The organism is Streptomyces sp. WM4235, assembly GCF_001279725.1.
Lineage (GTDB): Bacteria > Actinomycetota > Actinomycetes > Streptomycetales > Streptomycetaceae > Streptomyces.
The window spans coordinates 130688-147639 of sequence record NZ_LGDE01000436.1 but is presented as its reverse complement, the minus strand read 5'-3'; the positions used below and the strand labels follow the sequence as shown (position 1 = coordinate 147639).

The following is a 16952-nucleotide window of genomic DNA, read 5'->3' as shown; positions in this document are numbered from 1 at the left end:
ACCACTTGGAGGGCGTACCGTGCACCGCCGGCACAACGGGCTGAAGACCGCCGTACTCCTCGGCGGGCTGTCCGCACTCATCATCGTCATCGGAAGTTTCTTCGGGCGGGGCGGCCTGATCGTCGCCGTCCTCATCGCCCTCGGGACGAACGCGTACGCGTACTGGAACAGCGACAAGCTGGCTCTACGCGCGATGCGCGCCCGCCCCGTGAGCGAGTTCGAGGCCCCCGAGCTGTACCGCCTGGTCCGCGAGCTCTCCACCTCCGCGCGCCAGCCCATGCCCCGGCTCTACATCTCGCCGACCGAGGCCCCCAACGCCTTCGCCACCGGCCGCAACCCGCGCAATGCCGCGGTCTGCTGCACCGAGGGCATCCTGCGCATCCTCGACGAACGCGAGCTGCGCGGGGTGATCGGCCACGAGCTGAGCCACGTCTACAACCGCGACATCCTCATCTCGTCCGTCGCCGGAGCACTCGCCTCCGTGATCATGTTCCTGGTCAACTTCGCCTGGCTGATCCCCATCGGCCGCTCGAACGACGACGAGGGACCCGGCCTGTTCGGCATGCTGCTGATCATGATTCTCGGCCCGCTGGCCGCGTCCGTGATCCAGCTCGCCATCAGCCGCTCGCGCGAGTACGAGGCCGACGCCTCCGGAGCCCAGCTCACCGGCGACCCGCTGGCCCTGGCGAGCGCCCTGCGCAAGCTGGACGCCGGCACCAAGCAGCTGCCGCTGCCCCCGGAACCACGTCTGGAGACGGCGAGTCACATGATGATCGCCAACCCCTTCCGCCCCGGTGAGGGATTGTCGAGGATGTTCTCGACGCACCCCCCGATGGCCGAGCGCATCGCCCGGCTCGAACAGATGGCAGGCCGTACGCAGTGAAGACAATCCTGAACGTGATCTGGCTCGTACTCAGCGGCGTCTGGCTGTTCCTCGGCTACTGCCTCGCGGGTGTGATCCTCTGCATCACCATCATCGGCATCCCCTTCGGCATCGCCGCCTTCCGCATCGCGGTGTACGCCCTGTGGCCCTTCGGCTACACGACCGTCGAGCGACACGACTCCGGCGCCGGCTCCTGCGTCGGCAACGTCCTGTGGCTGGTCCTGGCGGGCTGGTGGCTGGCCCTCGGCCACATCGTCACCGGCATCGCGCTCTGCGTCACGATCATCGGCATCCCCTTCGGCATCGCCAACTTCAAGATGGTCCCGCTCTCCCTGCTCCCGCTGGGCCGCGAGATCGTCCCGACCGACGCCCCCTTCGCCTCCCGCTGACCCGGCTCGCGGGCCCCGGGCGTCGCCCTAGGCGACGCCCTCGCGGCCGGGGAGGGGCGTACGGGCACGGGCCCGCTCCCATCCGTCGAGGGCCGTCAGGCAGGCGTGGTCGAGGTGCCGCAGCCCGCCCAGGTCCAGCCGTACGCGCTGCCCGGGCGGCAGCGCGTCCAGGGAGTCCAACAGCTTCGGCAGCCGCAGGAAGTTGGCGTTACCCAGCACCCGGACACACAGCACGTCCCCCTCCCACACCTCCTCCAGGTGCACGTGGGAGGTCTCCCAGGCCGCCTTGGCGACGGCCAGACCCAGTCCGATGAGCACCCCCTCGAACAGGTTGGTCGCCACGATCGCCGACGCGGTCACCACCAGCACCACCGCCTCGCCCCGGTGCGTCCGCCACAGCGCGGCCACCGCCCTGGCCGGCAGCAGCTTCCATCCGGCGTGCAGCAGCACCCCGGCCAGTGCCGCGAGCGGCACCACCTCCAGCACCTGCGGCAGAGCCACGGCGAACAACAACAGCCAACCCCCGTGCATCACCCGCGCCGCCCGGGTCCGCGCCCCCGCCTCCACGTTCGCGGCGCTGCGCACGATCACGGCGGTCATCGGCAGCGCCCCGAGCAGCCCGCAGGTGAGGTTCCCGACGCCCTGGGCGACCAGCTCCCGGTCGTAGTGGGTGCGCGGCCCGTCGTGCATGCGGTCGACGGCCGCCGCGCTGAACAGGGTCTCCGCGGACGCGATCAGCGCGAGCGCCACCACCGTCCCGACGGCTCCCACCGACAGCAGCACCCCGAAGTCGTCCACGGCCGGCAGGGTCACCGCCTCCAGCACGCCCTTCACCCGCACCCGGTCCACCGGGAGCCGCAACAGCGCGGCCGCGGCGGTCGCCGCCGCCACCCCGACGAGCGCCCCCGGTACGAGCCTGATCCGGGCCGGCGCGCGCCGCCAGAGCACCATCACGGCGATGGTCCCGGCCCCGAGCGCCACGGCGGCCCAGTCGGCCTGCGCCCCGAGCACGTGCACCCCACCCAGCTTCGCGAGGGTCTGCCCGGGGGCCCGGACCCCGCCCAGCGCGTACAACTGACCCGCGATCAGCACGAGCCCGATCCCGGCCAGCATCCCCTGCACCACGGCGACGGAGATCGCCCGGAACCACCGCCCGAGCCGGAGCGCCCCCATGGCGAGTTGCAGCAGCCCGGCAGCCACCACCAGCGCCCCGAGCGCGGGCAGACCGTACGCCCGCACGGCCTCGTAGACGAGTACGGTCAGCCCCGCGGCCGGGCCACTGACCTGGAGCGAACTCCCGCGGAACCAGCCGGTGACGAGGCCTCCGACCACCCCGGTGACGATGCCGAGTTCGGCCGGCACCCCGGAGGCGACGGCGACGCCGACACAGAGCGGCAGCGCGACGAGCGCGACGACGACGGACGCCCCGAAGTCTTCGCGAAACGTACCGGCCCCAGGCATGCGAGAACCCCCTGCCACGTGATGGATGGTTGTCACCCAGCGTGGTGGGCGCACCGGCCCGTGCCCAGTGACCACAGGGGCCCGCGGCGGAGCACGCGCCGCACACGCCCCGCACACGCGCGGTCCACCACCCGGACGGGCCGGGGGCGACGGGGCACCGCCCCGAACCGGCAACCATCGGCGCCAGAGCGCCGCGAGCCCGTCCACGGATACGAACGAGCGCAGCCGTGACGGGCCTCTTCACCTCGTTGCCGGTGGACGCCTCACCGCGTGGATCCCTCACCGCGTGGGTCCCTCGCCGCGGGCGGGGTCACGGCCGCGGGAACGGCGGCCGACACGTCGCGGGCGGCCTCACGACCGCGCGCGGGACGCGGCTCTGCCGGATCTCTCGACGGCAGGCCGATGAACGGCCGTTCAAAGTGGAAGGGGCGGGGCGGCCGGATTCGAACCGGCGTCCTCCTCCATGCTGTGTAGGCGCACTACCTCTGTGCTACGACCCCGCTTGCCGTGATCATAGCCGGCCCGCCCCACCCCGGCGCCGGCGATTTTTCCGACAGGCCCGCCGAGCCGCACCTGTGGCGCACCTGCGGCCGGACGGCGAGGGCACAACGCGGGCAGCCGTCGAGGCGGTCCTCGGCGCAGTGCCCCCGTTGTGCCCTGCCAAGCTCACCTAGAAGCGTTGGTGCGGGTCAGAGGCCCTGATCAGCGGTAGTTCACGAACTGGATCGCGAAGTCCAGGTCCTTGCCCTTGAGGAGGGCCTGGATGGTCTGGAGGTCGTCGCGGCTCTTGGAGCTGACGCGCAGCTCATCGCCCTGGACCAGAGCCTTGACGCCCTTGGGACCCTCGTCACGAATGATCTTCGCGACCTTCTTCGCGTTCTCCTGGGAGATGCCCTCCTCGATCGTCGCGAAGATCTTGTACTCCTTGCCGGACAGCTGCGGCTCACCGGCGTCCAGGGCCTTGAGCGAGATCCCGCGCTTGACCAGCTTGGTCTCGAAGACGTCGAGGACGGCCTTCACGCGCTCCTCGGAGTTCGCCTCCAGCAGGATCTTCTCGCCGGACCAGGCGATCGACGCGCCCGTCCCCTTGAAGTCGTAACGCTGGGAGAGCTCCTTGGCGGCCTGGTTGAGGGCGTTGTCGACCTCCTGCCGCTCGACCTTCGAGACGATGTCGAAACTGGAGTCGGCCATGTGCTGTGGCTCCTTGAAGTCGGCTGTGTGATGCCCCGGAGGGCGCGGCCGGACAACCCCGGCCCGCTCCGCAAAGCCTAGCCACCACGCCCACGTGCGGCGCTGATCAATCCTGTGGCGAAGCACCCCCGGCCATCGGGTATTGTTTACGTCGTTGCCACGGAGCGCCGCCGCAAGGCGGAAAAACGGCAACATCTCTTGGCGGTGTGCCCGAGTGGCCAAAGGGAGCAGACTGTAAATCTGCCGGCTCAGCCTACCCAGGTTCGAACCCTGGCGCCGCCACGCGAAAGAGGCCCCCGTTCACCCAGTGAACGGGGGCCTTCTTCGTTCCCCGGCCGCCCTCACTCCACCGTCAGGTGGTACGTGATGTCGACCCAGAAGCCGTTCGTCGCGGACGCCGCGATCTCCAGTACGTACTGACCCGCCGGGAGCGGGCCGAGTCCGCACCACAGGCCCCAGGCGACCCGGGGTATCCCCAGCGACTGGAACGGCCTCGACGAGAACTCCTCCAGCCTCAGCGGCACGCTGTTCAGGGCCGCACGCGCCCGCGCCACGGTCGGCGTCCACGGTCTGGTGACGAACGGGACCGCCGCCCGCTGGGTGTTCAGCACCGGGAAGAACAACCTCCGGCCGCTCGGGACCGTGCACCGCCGCACCACCCGGCCGCCGTGCGTCCCGGCGAGGAACCACAGGTCCTCGGGCTGCCGCCATCCGGCGTTGCGCCCCGTGGTGTCACCGACGGGGCTGCGGTCCTCCGGCGCGGACAGGGCCCACTTCCACCACCGGGCGGCGAGCCGGGCTCCCTCCGCCTCGCCGATCCGCCAGTCGCCGTCGCCCATTCGCCCCACTCCGGTGCCTCGTACGACCGTCCCCGCGGCCGAATCCGCAGTGACCCTATCGGGCGCCTCCCGCGCAACGATGGGGACGTCGGGTCGTTCACGGGGCGTGCATCGGACATCGGACACACGAGGCAAGGTCGGCGGCGGCGTCCTGCTCGCGCTGCTCGGCGCCGGCATCCCGGCCCTGGTCGGGGCGGCTCTGGACACCCAGGTGGGGGAGCCGTACCAGGAGACGCGGCTCTACTTCGGCAGTGACCGCCCGGGCGGCCAGGGGCCGGTCGGCGAGGGGGAGTTCACCCGCTTCCTGGACGGCGAGATCACCCCGGCCTTCCCCGAGGGACTCACCGTCCACCACGGGCGGGGCCAATGGCGCGGCCATGACGGCCGGATCGTCCACGAGACCTCGTACGAGGTGGTGTTGCTGTACCCCGAGAAGGAGGCGCAGGAGCGCGGCGCGCGCATCGAGCGCATCCGGCGGACGTACGAGCACCGGTTCCGGCAGGACTCGGTGGGCCGTTCGGACGACAAGGTGAGCGCCGAGTTCTGAACGACCCGCGGGCCGGGCCCGGGACCCGCGTCCGACGTCAGTTGCCCGCCACGTCCTTGACGGCCACCGAGACCGGCGTCGAGCCCGAGAGCAGTTCCAGGATCAGGCCCGCCGTCGCCGGGGTCTCGATCAGCTCCGCGAGGACCGCCGCGACGTCGTCGAGCGGGATCGACCCCCGGCCCGTGTCCGCCTCCAGGCGGACCAGGCCCGTACCGGCCTGATCGGTGAGCGCGCCCGGGCGCAGGATCGTCCACTCCAGGCCCAGCCGGGTGCGGAGGTGGTCGTCGGCCTCGCCCTTCGCCCGCAGGTAGTGGTCGAAGACCTCGTCCCCGTCGTGGCGGGCGTCGGCGCCCATCGAGGAGACCATCAGGAAGCGCCGTACGCGGGCCCGTTCGGCCGCGTCGGCGAAGAGGACGGCCGCGCCCCGGTCCACGGTGTCCTTGCGTTCGATACCGCTGCCCGCTCCCGCCCCGGCCGCGAAGACGGCCACGTCGGCGCCCTGGAGGATCCCCGCCACGTGCTCGACGGTCGCCGACTCCAGGTCGCAGAGCACCGGTTCGGCCCCCGCGTCCCGCAGGTCGTCGCCCTGCTCCGGGTCGCGGACGATGCCCGCGACCTCGTACCCGCGCGCGGAGAGCAGCCGCTCCAGCCGCAGCGCGATCCGACCGTGTCCACCCGCGATGACGATGCGCATGCCCCGACCGTACGTCGAGCGGGGCGCCCGCGCCCGCGAAGCGGCGGCGAACGGCCCCCGCCGCTCAGGGGCCGGGCTCGGTACGCCCCTGCCGGGGCAGGTCCAGGGCCACCGCGACCGCCGAGTCGCAGTACTCCCGTACGGCACTCGTCCGGGCTACGACACGCCCCCGGTGGATCACGATCCGGCTGTACGCCAGCGAGAGCACCCCGGCGATCCGGTCCCCGCGCACCGCGAGCAACTCCGCCGGGAAGCCCGCCTCCACCCGCACCTCGGGCAGGCCCATGGCCTCGCGGGCGCAGGCGCTGACCGTCTCGTAGGCCTCCGCCGCCCGGAGCCCGCCCTGCGAGGCCAGCAGGTACGCCGCTTCGAGCGGGTCACCCCGGCCCACCGGGTTGCCGGCGTCGCGCAGGGCCCCGCTCCCGGCCGCGACCCGGACCCCGGCGGCACGGAGCAGCCGGACCGGTGCGGTGCGCAGGCCCCGCCGCTCCAGGGCCGCGCAGTCCCCCTGGGGCAGGCAGGTGACCCGTACGCCGGCCGCGGCCAGTTGGTCGGCGGCGCGGGTCGCCACGTCCAGCGGGAGACGGGACAGACCACCACAGGGGCCGATGCCGACACCGGGGCGCAGCCCGCCGGCCATGGCCGCGAGCCGGGCCAGACGCACCGGGTCGTCCCCGTCCGTGTGGAGGTCCACGGGGCAGCCGTGCTCGGCGGCGAGTTCCAGGACGGCCTCGACGAAGCCGGTGGGATCGGGGTCGAGGTCCGGGCAACCACCGATCACGGAGGCCCCCATCTTGACCGCGTCACGGAGCATGGCGAGTCCGTCCGCCCCGGCGACCCCGGTCAGCAGCCGGGGCACGGCGACGGTGGTCAGGTCGGTGAGGCCGCGCAGCGAGCGGCGGGCCTGGAGCACGGCCTCCATCGGGCCGAGCCCGTGGACGTCGCCGATCCGTACGTGCGAGCGCAGGGCGGTGGCGCCGTGCCCGAGCTGGAGCAGCGCCGCCTCGGTGGCCCGGCGCTGCACCTCGTCGGGGGCGTGGGAGACGGGCCCCTCACCGTCCGCGGTCAGGGCGGTGTCGCCGTGCGCGTGCGGCTCGGCGGGGGCCGGCAGCAGCAGGTACCCGGTCAGGTCGACGCGGGACAGCGCGGGGGCGGGCAGGCTCCCGGGGGTCCCGACGGCCTGGATGCGGCCGCCCCCGCCCAGCCGGACGTCGACGGTGCGGCCGTCGGTGAGGCGGGCGCCGGCGAGCAGCAGGGTGGTGGACTCGGGGCCGGTCGCGGGACCACCCGCGTGACTCCGGGGGCCGTGTGCGGGCCCATGGCCGCCACCCTCGCCCCGGCCGCCGTGCGGGGAGTGGGACGGCTGCTGCGGCGGGCTGTCGGACATCGCGCTCCTGCGGTGGCTCGGGCGCTTCCCGGGTCCGTGGCCGCGGCCCGCGGCCCAAGATCACGCAGCGTGCCCCGAGCCTAGGGCGCGGGGGTCTCCGGTTCGCGGAGGAGCGAAATAGTCGTACCGGTGTGGTGCCTCCGCGGCGCGATCCGGAGTGCGAGGCCGCTCGGGATGCACAGAGCGTGAGATCGGGGCGGAATCACCGGTGCGAACCGTGTGACCTCGCCCACATTCGACCCGGAAAGTCGTGGAAATGGAGGCGGGAGAGGTGTGCGGGCCGATTCCGCAATCCGGCCCCGACCGCTCGGAGCCCGGTCCCCGCAAAGGATTTGGGCGATCGGCGGGCAACCGTGTAATGTCTTCCTCGCTCGCCCCAATAGCTCAGTCGGTAGAGCGTCTCCATGGTAAGGAGAAGGTCTGCGGTTCGATTCCGCATTGGGGCTCTGGTGAGAGAGGTTCCCCACCCTCGGGTGGGGAGTCGATCACATCAAAGCGGCGTAGCTCAGTCGGTAGAGCAAGCGGCTCATAATCGCTGTGTCACCGGTTCAAGTCCGGTCGCCGCTACACACAGTAGCCGATTGCGGGGTCGGTCTCCCGGTCGGCTACTCTTGTATGCGTTCATCCGTCCCAATTGTCCGTCAAGGAGCACTCACGTGGCTGCCACCGACGTCCGCCCGAAGATCACGCTGGCCTGCGTGGAGTGCAAGGAGCGGAACTACATCACCAAGAAGAACCGGCGTAACGACCCGGACCGTCTTGAGATGAAGAAGCACTGCCCGCGTTGCAACTCGCACACCGCGCACCGCGAGACCCGCTGATCCTGGCGAGTCTCGAATACAGGCACCGTCACGAGGCCGTCCCCTTTCATCGGGGGGCGGCCTCGTGTCGTTTCCGCGTCCGGATCCCTCCCGGCCCCACCTCTGTTCCCCGTGCGTGACGTCCCCGCGCCCGAGGGGCGCGGTCGGTGATCCGTGACGTGTTCCGCGTGACTTTCATGTCCCTCAACAGGAGGTAGTGAGCCATGGCCCTCGACCAGACCTTCGTGGGGCGGAGCTACCCGCCCACCGATCCGTACGAGGTCGGCCGGGAGAAGATCCGCGAATTCGCCGTCGCCGTAGGCGACGAGAATCCCGTCTACACCGACCCCGAAGCCGCGAAGGCGCTCGGCCACCAGGACGTGATCGCGCCGCCGACCTTCGTGTTCGCCATCACGTTCCAGGCGGCGGGCCAGGTCATCGAGGACCCGCAGTTGGGTCTGGACTACAGCCGCGTCGTGCACGGCGACCAGAAGTTCGCGTACGTCCGCCCCGTGCGGGCCGGCGACCGGCTCTCCGTGACCTCCACCATCGAGGCCGTGAAGTCGCTCGCGGGCAACGACATCATCGACATCCGGGGCGAGGTCCACGACGCCTCCGGCGAGCACGTGGTGACGGCGTGGACCAAGCTCGTGTCCCGCGCTCCCCAGGAGGCCTGAGATGACCGCGCAGATCCAGTACGCCGACGTGGAGGTCGGCACCGAACTCCCGGCGGCCTCCTTCCCCGTGACGCGCGCCACGCTCGTCCGGTACGCGGGCGCCTCCGGCGACTTCAACCCGATCCACTGGAACGAGAAGTTCGCCAAGGAGGTCGGGCTCCCGGACGTGATCGCGCACGGCATGTTCACCATGGCCGAGGCGATCCGGGTGGTCACCGACTGGCTGGGCGACCCGGGTGCGGTCGTCGAGTACGGGGTGCGCTTCACCAAGCCCGTCGTCGTCCCGAACGACGAGGAGGGCGCGCTGATCGAGGTCACCGCCAAGGTGGCGGCCAAGCTGGACGACAACCGGGTCCGGGTGGACCTGACGGCGATGAGCGCGGGACAGAAGGTCCTGGGCATGTCGCGCGCGGTGGTCCGACTGGCCTGAGGCCGGCGCCCGCGACCGTCGGACCGGGGCCGCCCCGGTCCGACGGTCGCCGCGCCGCCGACCCGCGGTGGACGTCCTACGGGGGAGCGTTCCTACCGGGGGACCGCGGCGAGCAGCCGGCGGGCGGCCTCCGCGACCGCCTCACGGACGGCCGGGTCGGTGATCGTCCCCGTCCCCTCGTCCACGACGGCCCGGGGTACCGGCACCCGCGCGCAGGCCTCCTCCACGACGCTCGCCCCCGTGTACCCGAGGACCGTGCGCAACGCCCGATGGGCCCCGGCGGCGCCGGTCGGTGACGAGGACGCGTTGATCCAACCGACCGGCTTGTCCACGATCTCGACGCCGCCGACCGTCCAGTCCAGCAGGTTCTTGAAAGAGCCCGGAAGATCGCCCGCGTACTCCGGCGTGCAGAACAGCACCGCATCCGCCCGCGCGATCAGCTCGCGCAGCCGGACGACCTCGGCCGGCAGGGGATCGACGTCGTCGTCCGGATTGAAGTGCGGGAGCCTCGCCAGGTCGAGGTAGGGCGTGGCGCGCGCCGCGTCGCCGAGGACCTCGGGAACCGTGAGGATCACCGAGGTGTTGGTCGAGCCGGCGCGGGTGCTTCCGCTGATCAGGGCGAGGCGTGGGGTTCGGGTCACGGGCGTGATGCTACGGCCGCGCGGTGTCGCGGCCGAAGGGATCGGGGAGGTGGCCCGCGCAGAGGAGCGTTGACAAAGTTAGTGATTGAGCAATAACTTGCTTCCATGGCAAGGATGAGCGCAGACGAGCGACGCGAGAGCGTCATTCGCGCGGCGATGCACGAGTTCGCGCGTGGCGGTTACCACGGGACCTCCACCGAGACGATCGCCAAGCGGGTGGGCGTCTCGCAGCCGTACCTGTTCCGGCTGTTCCCGAGCAAGCAGGCGATCTTCATCGAAGCCGTCGCCCGCTGCACCGAGGACATTCGGCTCGCCTTCGAGGAGGCCTCCGAGGGCCTCGGTGGCGAGGACGCGCTCAAGGCCATGGCGGAGGCGTACAAGCGGCTCATCGCCGAGCACCCCGACAAGCTCCTGATGCAACTCCAGTCGAACGTGGCCGTCGCGGCCGCCGAGGCCGAGGGGGAGACGGAGTTCGGGGTGATGGTCCGGGCCGGTTGGATGCGCCTGTGGGACACCGTGCGGGCGGCGATCGGCGGCGATGCCGACCAGACCGCCGGCTTCATGGCGCACGGGATGCTCATCAACACCCTCTCCGCCCTGGGCTTCCCGCCCGAGCACCGCGTCTGGGAGGGGTGCCGCCTGCTGGACGAGGCGGGCGGCCCCGAGACCGACATCCGTACGAGCGCGTAGCGCGCGACCGGCCGCGCGTCATCGGCCGGGACACCGTTCGACCCCGTCCCGGCGGTCGTACGGGCAAGGAAGTTAGTCATCGATAACTAACAGGCAGATCCGTAGGGGGAAACGTGGACAGGCAAGGCACCGCACCCGGCGACACGAGCGCCGACACCAGGCTCAAGGCACCCGCCGTCTGGGCCCTCATCCTCACCGGCGTCGCCAGCTTCATGGCGGCCCTCGACAACCTCGTCGTCACCACCGCCCTGCCCGCGATCCGCGAGGACCTCGGCGGCAAGCTGGAGGACCTGGAGTGGACGGTGAACGCCTACACGCTCACCTTCGCCGTGCTCCTCATGTTCGGCTCCGCCCTCGGTGACCGGTTCGGCCGCCGCCGGCTGTTCATCGTCGGGCTCTCGATCTTCACCGGCGCCTCCGCCGCCGCGGCCCTCTCACCCGGCATAGACGAGCTGATCGCCGCCCGGGCCGTCCAGGGCGTGGGCGCGGCGATCATGATGCCGCTCACCCTCACCCTCCTCACCGCCGCCGTCCCGGCCGCCCGCCGCGGCATGGCCCTCGGCATCTACGGAGCCGTCACCGGCCTCGCCGTCGCCAGCGGCCCCCTCATCGGCGGCAGCCTCACCGAACACATCTCCTGGCAGTGGATCTTCTGGCTCAACGTGCCGATCGGTCTCGCGCTGATCCCCCTCGCCCGACTGCGCCTCGCCGAGTCCACGGCTCCCGACTCCCGCCTCGACGTCCCCGGCACGATCCTCATCAGCGGCGGCCTCTTCGGCATCGTCTACGCCCTGGTCAACGCCAACTCCGACGGCTGGACCAGCGCCCCCGTGCTCACCGGCCTGATCGTCGGCAGCGCGCTCGTCGGCGCCTTCATCCGCCACGGGATACGCCACGCGAACCCCATGCTCCCCATGCGGCTCTTCCGTAACCGGGGCTTCCTCGGGATCAACCTGGCCAGCCTGCTGATGTTCCTCGGCATGTTCGGCTCGATCTTCCTGCTCGCCCAGTTCCTCCAGGGCGTCGCCGGCTACTCGCCCACCGAGGCCGGACTGCGCATGCTCCCCTGGACCGGCATGCCGATGATCGTCGCGCCGATCGCCGGCATCCTCTCCGACCGCATCGGGGGCCGGCCGGTCGTCGCCGCCGGACTGGCGTTCCAGGCCCTCGGACTCGGCTGGTTCGCGGTGATCCTCAGCGCCGACGTCTCGTACGCCGCCCAGCTCCCCGCCCTCGTCCTCAGCGGCATCGGCATGGCCCTGTACTTCGCCCCCGCCGCCAACGTGCTGATGTCCACCGTGGCCCCCGCCGACCAGGGCAAGGCCTCCGGCACCAACAACGCCCTCCGCGAGGTCGGCGGCGCTCTCGGAGTCGCCGTCCTCGCCTCGGTCTTCTCCGCCCAGGGCGGCTACGAGAGCCCCCAGGCCTTCACCGACGGCACGATCCCCGCCCTGTGGATCGGCGCCGTCGCCGTAGCCCTCGCCGCCGGCCTCGCCCTCCTGCTCCCGGGCAGGGCCAAGACCCGGGACCAAGGCCTCCCCGGCCCCGAAGCCGCCTCCCCGGCCCCGGTCAAGGTGCCCGCCGCCGGCTGAGGCAGGGCCCCGTGTCGGCGGGCGCCCCGCCGACACGGGCGAAGAACCGGTACGGTCCGTGGCCCCGCAGGGATGCGAGGGGGACGGACCGTACTCTTGTCCCCGTGCAGGAACTCCACGACGCCCCCCTCGCCCCGCTGACCACCTTCCGCCTCGGCGGACCCGCGGCCCGCCTGGTCACCGCGACCACCGACGCCGAGGTGATCGCCGCCGTCCGTGCCGCGGACGCGACCGGCACCCCGCTGCTGATCATCGGCGGCGGCAGCAACCTCGTCATCGGTGACCGGGGATTCGCCGGCACCGCCCTGCGCATCGCCACCACCGGGTTCACCCTCGACGGCACGCGCCTGGAGCTCGCCGCCGGCGAGAACTGGAGCGACGCCGTCGCCCGCACCGTCGAAGCCGGCCTCGCCGGCGTCGAGTGCCTCGCCGGGATCCCGGGCTCCGCCGGCGCCACGCCCATCCAGAACGTCGGGGCGTACGGCCAGGAGGTCTGCGACACCATCACCGAGGTCGTCGCCTACGACCGCACCACCGGCGAAACGGTCACCCTCCCCGCCGACGCGTGCGGCTTCCGCTACCGCAACAGCACCTTCAAGGACCAGCCCGACCGGTACGTGGTCCTGCGCGTGCGCTTCGCCCTCGAAGACGCCGGCGGCCTGTCCGCGCCGATCAAGTACCCCGAGACCGCCCGCGCCCTCGGCGTGGAGGCCGGTGACCGGGTCCCGGCCGCCACCGCCCGCGAGACCGTACTGCGCCTGCGCGCCGGCAAGGGCATGGTCCTGGACCCCGCCGACCACGACACCTGGTCGGCCGGCTCGTTCTTCCACAACCCGATCCTGACCGACGAGGCGTACGCCGCCTTCCTCGCCCGAGTCCAGGACCGCCTCGGCGCCGAGACCGCCCCGCCCGCCTACCCCGCCGGCGACGGCCGGACGAAGACCAGCGCGGCCTGGCTGATCGACAAGGCCGGCTTCACCAAGGGCTACGGCACCGGCCCCGCCCGCATCTCCACCAAACACACCCTCGCCCTCACCAACCGCGGCGAGGCCACCACCGAGGACCTCCTCGCCCTGGCCCGCGAGGTCGTCGCGGGCGTCCACGCGGCCTTCGGCGTCACCCTGGTCAACGAACCGGTGACGGTCGGCGTCAGCATCTGAGGAGTCCCGGCCGCCATGCAATGCCCCCTGCACGGTGCCGGCACGGACCCCACCCGGCTGGTGGGACGCACGATCAGCAGCGTCGTCGCGTCCTGGCACGTCTACGAGGGCGAACGCTCCGAGGCGCCGCTCGACGTGTGGCTGATCGACAACGAGGGCGAGTCCACTCGCATCACCACCGGGTCCGACCAGTGCCTCATCGTCGAGTCGGAGTCCCCGCACGCGCCCTACGACATGGGGGAGTGGGGCCGCATCGAGGTCGGCGAGGACCTCGGCGACCACCCCTTCCTGCGCCACCTCGGCGAGACCGTCGCCACCGTGGCCGAGTACGCCGTCCCCGAGACCGGGCGCACCCACCTGGAGATCGGCTTCGTGGACGGCGACCGGGTCCGGGCCGACTGTTACGAGGGAGACCTGCGGCTCACCCGGTGAGCCAGTGGTCGATCCCCGCCAGCAGCTTCCCCTGGACGTCCTCCGGCGCGGCCGAACCGCGCACCGACTGCCGGGCCAGCTCCGCCAACTCCGCGTCCGTGAAACCGTGGTGGCGGCGCGCGATCTCGTACTGGGCCGCGAGCCGGGACCCGAACAGCAGCGGGTCGTCCGCCCCCAGCGCCATCGGCACCCCCGCCTCGAAGAGCGTGCGCAGCGGCACGTCCTCGGGGCGCTCGTAGACGCCCAGGGCCACGTTGGACGCCGGGCAGACCTCACAGGTGACCTGCCGGTCAGCGAGCCGCTTCAGCAGCCGCGGATCCTCGGCCGCCCGCACTCCGTGCCCGATGCGGGAGGCGTCCAGGTCGTCCAGACAGTCCCGTACCGAGGCCGGGCCGGTCAGCTCCCCGCCGTGCGGGGCCGCCAGCAGACCGCCCTCGCGGGCGATGGCGAAGGCCCGGTCGAAGTCACGGGCCATCCCGCGCCGTTCGTCGTTGGAGAGACCGAAGCCGACGATGCCGCGATCGGCGTACCGGACGGCGAGCCGGGCCAGGGTGCGGGCGTCGAGGGGGTGCTTCATGCGGTTGGCCGCGATGATCACCCGCATCCCCAGGCCGGTCTCCCGGGAGGCCGCGTCCACGGCGTCGAGGATGATCTCCACGGCCGGGATCATCCCGCCGAGGAGCGGGGCGTAGGAGGTGGGATCCACCTGGATCTCCAACCAGCCGCTGCCGTCCCGCACGTCCTCCTCGGCGGCCTCGCGCACCAGCCTGCGGATGTCGTCGGGCTCGCGCAGACAGGACCGGGCCGTGTCGTAGAGCCGCTGGAAGCGGAACCAGCCCCGCTCGTCGGTGGCCCGCAGCTTGGGCGGCTCCCCGCCCGTCAGCGCCTCGGGCAGGCGCACGCCGTACTTGTCGGCGAGCTCCAGCAGGGTCGACGGGCGCATCGAGCCGGTGAAGTGCAGGTGGAGGTGGGCTTTCGGCAGAAGCGTGAGATCGCGTACGTGCTCCATCCGGTGATCCTGCCGTACTCACGCGCCGAGCGGGAGGGCGTTTTACCCATCGGGGTCTTGCTCGAACGCGTGAGCGAACCCCGAGGGGCCACGTGGACGCACGAGCGGCGGCTCCCCGGGACCGGGGAACCGCCGCTCGCGAACCGCTCGGAAAGCCCCGCAGGACTAGGCCTTGGCCTCCGCCAGCAGCTTCTGGATCCGGGACGCGCCCTCCACCAGGTCCTCGTCGCCCAGGGCGTACGAGAGACGGAGGTAACCCGGGGTGCCGAAGGCCTCGCCCGGGACGACCGCGACCTCGGCCTCGTCGAGGATCAGCGCGGCCAGCTCGACGGAGGTCTGCGGGCGCTTGCCGCGGATCTCCTTGCCGAGCACGTCCTTGACCGACGGGTACACGTAGAAGGCGCCCTCGGGCGTCGGGCAGAACACGCCGTCGATCTCGTTCAGCATCCGCACGATCGTCTGGCGGCGGCGGTCGAAGGCGACGCGCATCTCGTGGACCGCGTCCAGGTTGCCGGACACGGCGGCCAGCGCCGCGACCTGCGCCACGTTGGAGACGTTGGAGGTGGCGTGGGACTGGAGGTTGGTCGCGGCCTTCACGACGTCCTTCGGGCCGATGATCCAGCCCACGCGCCAACCCGTCATCGCGTACGTCTTGGCGACGCCGTTCACGATGATGCACTTGTCGGCCAGCTCGGGAACGATCGCCGGCAGCGAGACGAACTTCGCGTCGCCGTAGACCAGGTGCTCGTAGATCTCGTCCGTCAGGACCCACAGACCCTTGTCGGCGGCCCAGCGGCCGATCGCCTCGGCGTCGGCCTCGGAGTAGACGGCGCCCGTCGGGTTGGAGGGGGAGACGAAGAGGACGACCTTGGTGCGCTCGGTGCGCGCGGCCTCCAGCTGCTCGACCGAGACCCGGTAGCCGGAGGTCTCGTCGGCGACGACCTCCACCGGGACGCCGCCCGCGAGGCGGATCGACTCGGGGTAGGTGGTCCAGTACGGAGCCGGGACGATGACCTCGTCGCCCGGGTCGAGGATGGCCGCGAACGCCTCGTAGATCGCCTGCTTGCCGCCGTTGGTCACCAGGATCTGGGAGGCGTCGACCTCGTAGCCGGAGTCGCGCAACGTCTTCGCGGCGATTGCCGCCTTCAGCTCGGGCAGACCGCCCGCCGGCGTGTAACGGTGGTTCTTCGGGTTGCGGCAGGCCTCGACGGCGGCCTCGACGATGTAGTCCGGCGTCGGGAAGTCGGGCTCGCCCGCGCCGAAGCCGATCACCGGGCGCCCGGCGGCCTTGAGGGCCTTGGCCTTGGCGTCCACGGCGAGGGTGGCGGACTCGGAAATGGCGCCGATACGGGCGGACACCCGGCGCTCGGAGGAAGGCGTTGCAGAGGTCATGGGTCCAATCGTCCCAGACGGCCCGGAAGCGCCGCACACCGTTTCAGGTACCGGACGCACGAGATCCGGACGCCCTTCCCGGCGGCTTCTGTTCGACGTCAGGGCCAGGAGCACGTATGCTCACCTGTCGTTGGACCTCGCCGACAGCTCCAAAGCGTGCGCACTCCGTGCACTCGCTCGGATGCGGTAGGTTGGGGAACGCAAAGGGTCGTAGCTCAATTGGTAGAGCACTGGTCTCCAAAACCAGCGGTTGGGGGTTCGAGTCCCTCCGGCCCTGCTCCACACTCCTTCTCGGATGTGTGCGCAGGTACGTACTTCGATGCAACGCCGTGCGGCGCAACCGGGCGCGGCTACGGCCACGACCCGGATTCAGGTGAGAGACGTGACGGACGCCCTGGGCTCCATCGACATGCCTGACGCCGAGGACGACACTCGCGAGAAGAAGGCCCGCAAGGGCGGCAAGCGCGGCAAGAAGGGCCCTCTGGGCCGGCTCGCGCTGTTCTACCGCCAGATCGTCGCGGAACTCCGCAAGGTTGTATGGCCGACCCGCAACCAACTCACGACGTACACCACCGTGGTGATTGTCTTCGTCGTCATCATGATCGGTCTGGTGACCGTGATTGACTATGGGTTCCAGGAAGCCATCAAGTTCGTCTTCGGCTGATCCCCGCGGAGGGCGGCGCCTTGATGGGTGCCGCCCGTTTTCGCATGTTCGACCACCTTTTGTATCCAGGAAGA

19 protein-coding genes and 5 tRNA genes are annotated in these 16952 nt (G+C 71.6%); 15 read left to right on the top strand and 9 right to left on the bottom strand.

Annotated elements, in window-relative coordinates; translation table 11 throughout:
- The first annotated feature begins 19 nt into the window (after positions 1–19).
- Together htpX and ADK55_RS28405 are read left to right on the top strand one after the other, a co-directional pair.
- Positions 20–883, top strand: coding sequence for a zinc metalloprotease HtpX (gene htpX, locus ADK55_RS28410; RefSeq protein WP_053682649.1), 864 nt, complete (start codon positions 20–22; stop codon positions 881–883).
- Positions 880–1272 (top strand): YccF domain-containing protein, encoded by a 393-nt coding sequence (locus ADK55_RS28405; RefSeq protein ID WP_053682648.1) that lies wholly within the window; start codon positions 880–882, stop codon positions 1270–1272. The genes htpX and ADK55_RS28405 overlap by 4 nt, the downstream gene beginning before the upstream one ends.
- Positions 1273–1299: 27 nt before the next feature.
- On the opposite strand, the gene ADK55_RS28400 is transcribed toward ADK55_RS28405, so the two are convergent.
- The 3 genes from ADK55_RS28400 to ADK55_RS28390 all read right to left on the bottom strand — a co-directional run bounded on the left by ADK55_RS28400 (position 1300) and on the right by ADK55_RS28390 (position 3924).
- The gene (locus ADK55_RS28400) at positions 1300–2733 is read right to left on the bottom strand and encodes a SulP family inorganic anion transporter (RefSeq protein WP_053682647.1); all 1434 of its coding nucleotides are present in this window, start codon (positions 2731–2733) and stop codon (positions 1300–1302) included.
- 427 nt (positions 2734–3160) lie between these two features.
- A tRNA-Ala gene (locus tag ADK55_RS28395) sits at positions 3161–3235 on the bottom strand.
- 200 nt (positions 3236–3435) lie between these two features.
- Positions 3436–3924 carry a YajQ family cyclic di-GMP-binding protein gene (locus ADK55_RS28390; protein WP_053682646.1) on the bottom strand — a complete coding sequence of 163 codons (489 nt, stop codon included), beginning with the start codon at positions 3922–3924 and terminating at the stop codon, positions 3436–3438.
- Positions 3925–4124: 200 nt separating this feature from the next.
- Here ADK55_RS28390 and ADK55_RS28385 point away from each other — a divergent pair.
- Positions 4125–4206: transfer RNA gene (locus tag ADK55_RS28385), tRNA-Tyr, on the top strand.
- A 59-nt stretch (positions 4207–4265) separates the two neighbouring features.
- On the opposite strand, the gene ADK55_RS28380 is transcribed toward ADK55_RS28385, so the two are convergent.
- A complete protein-coding gene (locus tag ADK55_RS28380) occupies positions 4266–4763 on the bottom strand; it encodes a hypothetical protein (protein WP_053682645.1) in 498 nt (165 codons plus the stop codon).
- 106 nt (positions 4764–4869) lie between these two features.
- Here ADK55_RS28380 and ADK55_RS28375 point away from each other — a divergent pair, with 106 nt between their 5' ends.
- A complete protein-coding gene (locus ADK55_RS28375; protein ID WP_053682644.1) occupies positions 4870–5310 on the top strand; it encodes a DUF3574 domain-containing protein in 441 nt (146 codons plus the stop codon).
- Positions 5311–5347: 37 nt separating this feature from the next.
- Here the strand turns inward: ADK55_RS28375 and ADK55_RS28370 are convergent, their stop codons facing one another.
- A complete protein-coding gene (locus ADK55_RS28370) occupies positions 5348–6004 on the bottom strand; it encodes an SDR family oxidoreductase (RefSeq protein ID WP_053682643.1) in 657 nt (218 codons plus the stop codon).
- Between the two features lie 64 nt (positions 6005–6068).
- A complete protein-coding gene (locus ADK55_RS28365) occupies positions 6069–7391 on the bottom strand; it encodes an amidohydrolase family protein (RefSeq protein ID WP_199826648.1) in 1323 nt (440 codons plus the stop codon).
- Between the two features lie 373 nt (positions 7392–7764).
- Here ADK55_RS28365 and ADK55_RS28360 point away from each other — a divergent pair.
- From ADK55_RS28360 to ADK55_RS28340, 5 genes are all read left to right on the top strand, one after another.
- A tRNA-Thr gene (locus ADK55_RS28360) sits at positions 7765–7837 on the top strand.
- Between the two features lie 48 nt (positions 7838–7885).
- Positions 7886–7958, top strand: a tRNA-Met gene (locus ADK55_RS28355).
- An 89-nt stretch (positions 7959–8047) separates the two neighbouring features.
- Positions 8048–8212: a 50S ribosomal protein L33 gene (gene rpmG, locus ADK55_RS28350; protein ID WP_006604855.1), complete on the top strand. Its 165-nt coding sequence runs from the start codon at positions 8048–8050 to the stop codon at positions 8210–8212.
- A gap of 203 nt (positions 8213–8415) precedes the next feature.
- Positions 8416–8868 carry a MaoC family dehydratase N-terminal domain-containing protein gene (locus tag ADK55_RS28345; protein ID WP_053682642.1) on the top strand — a complete coding sequence of 151 codons (453 nt, stop codon included), beginning with the start codon at positions 8416–8418 and terminating at the stop codon, positions 8866–8868.
- Position 8869: 1 nt separating this feature from the next.
- On the top strand, positions 8870–9298 hold the full coding sequence (locus tag ADK55_RS28340; RefSeq protein ID WP_053682641.1) for a MaoC family dehydratase: 429 nt from the start codon (positions 8870–8872) through the stop codon (positions 9296–9298).
- Positions 9299–9390: 92 nt separating this feature from the next.
- Here ADK55_RS28340 and ADK55_RS28335 read toward each other — a convergent pair whose 3' ends face one another.
- Positions 9391–9939: an NADPH-dependent FMN reductase gene (locus ADK55_RS28335; protein ID WP_053682640.1), complete on the bottom strand. Its 549-nt coding sequence runs from the start codon at positions 9937–9939 to the stop codon at positions 9391–9393.
- A 105-nt stretch (positions 9940–10044) separates the two neighbouring features.
- On the opposite strand from ADK55_RS28335, the gene ADK55_RS28330 reads away from it, so the two are divergent.
- The 4 genes from ADK55_RS28330 (at position 10045) to ADK55_RS28315 (ending at position 13813) form a co-directional block, all read left to right on the top strand.
- The gene (locus ADK55_RS28330; protein WP_199826647.1) at positions 10045–10629 is read left to right on the top strand and encodes a TetR/AcrR family transcriptional regulator; all 585 of its coding nucleotides are present in this window, start codon (positions 10045–10047) and stop codon (positions 10627–10629) included.
- A 113-nt stretch (positions 10630–10742) separates the two neighbouring features.
- Positions 10743–12221, top strand: a complete 1479-nt coding sequence (locus ADK55_RS28325) for a DHA2 family efflux MFS transporter permease subunit (RefSeq protein WP_053682638.1) — start codon at positions 10743–10745, stop codon at positions 12219–12221.
- 11 nt (positions 12222–12232) lie between these two features.
- Positions 12233–13381 carry a UDP-N-acetylmuramate dehydrogenase gene (locus ADK55_RS28320; protein WP_266949232.1) on the top strand — a complete coding sequence of 383 codons (1149 nt, stop codon included), beginning with the start codon at positions 12233–12235 and terminating at the stop codon, positions 13379–13381.
- A 15-nt stretch (positions 13382–13396) separates the two neighbouring features.
- Positions 13397–13813 (top strand): hypothetical protein, encoded by a 417-nt coding sequence (locus ADK55_RS28315; protein WP_053682636.1) that lies wholly within the window; start codon positions 13397–13399, stop codon positions 13811–13813.
- Here the strand turns inward: ADK55_RS28315 and ADK55_RS28310 are convergent.
- The gene (locus ADK55_RS28310) at positions 13803–14822 is read right to left on the bottom strand and encodes an adenosine deaminase (protein WP_053682635.1); all 1020 of its coding nucleotides are present in this window, start codon (positions 14820–14822) and stop codon (positions 13803–13805) included. The two genes, ADK55_RS28315 and ADK55_RS28310, sit on opposite strands and share 11 nt — an antisense overlap.
- A 165-nt stretch (positions 14823–14987) precedes the next feature.
- Positions 14988–16214, bottom strand: coding sequence for a pyridoxal phosphate-dependent aminotransferase (locus tag ADK55_RS28305; protein WP_053682634.1), 1227 nt, complete (start codon positions 16212–16214; stop codon positions 14988–14990).
- A 204-nt stretch (positions 16215–16418) separates the two neighbouring features.
- Here ADK55_RS28305 and ADK55_RS28300 point away from each other — a divergent pair.
- Both ADK55_RS28300 and secE read left to right on the top strand, forming a co-directional pair.
- Positions 16419–16491 (top strand) — tRNA-Trp (locus ADK55_RS28300).
- 105 nt (positions 16492–16596) lie between these two features.
- Positions 16597–16878 carry a preprotein translocase subunit SecE gene (secE, locus tag ADK55_RS28295; RefSeq protein WP_030298162.1) on the top strand — a complete coding sequence of 94 codons (282 nt, stop codon included), beginning with the start codon at positions 16597–16599 and terminating at the stop codon, positions 16876–16878.
- Positions 16879–16952: the final 74 nt, after the last annotated feature.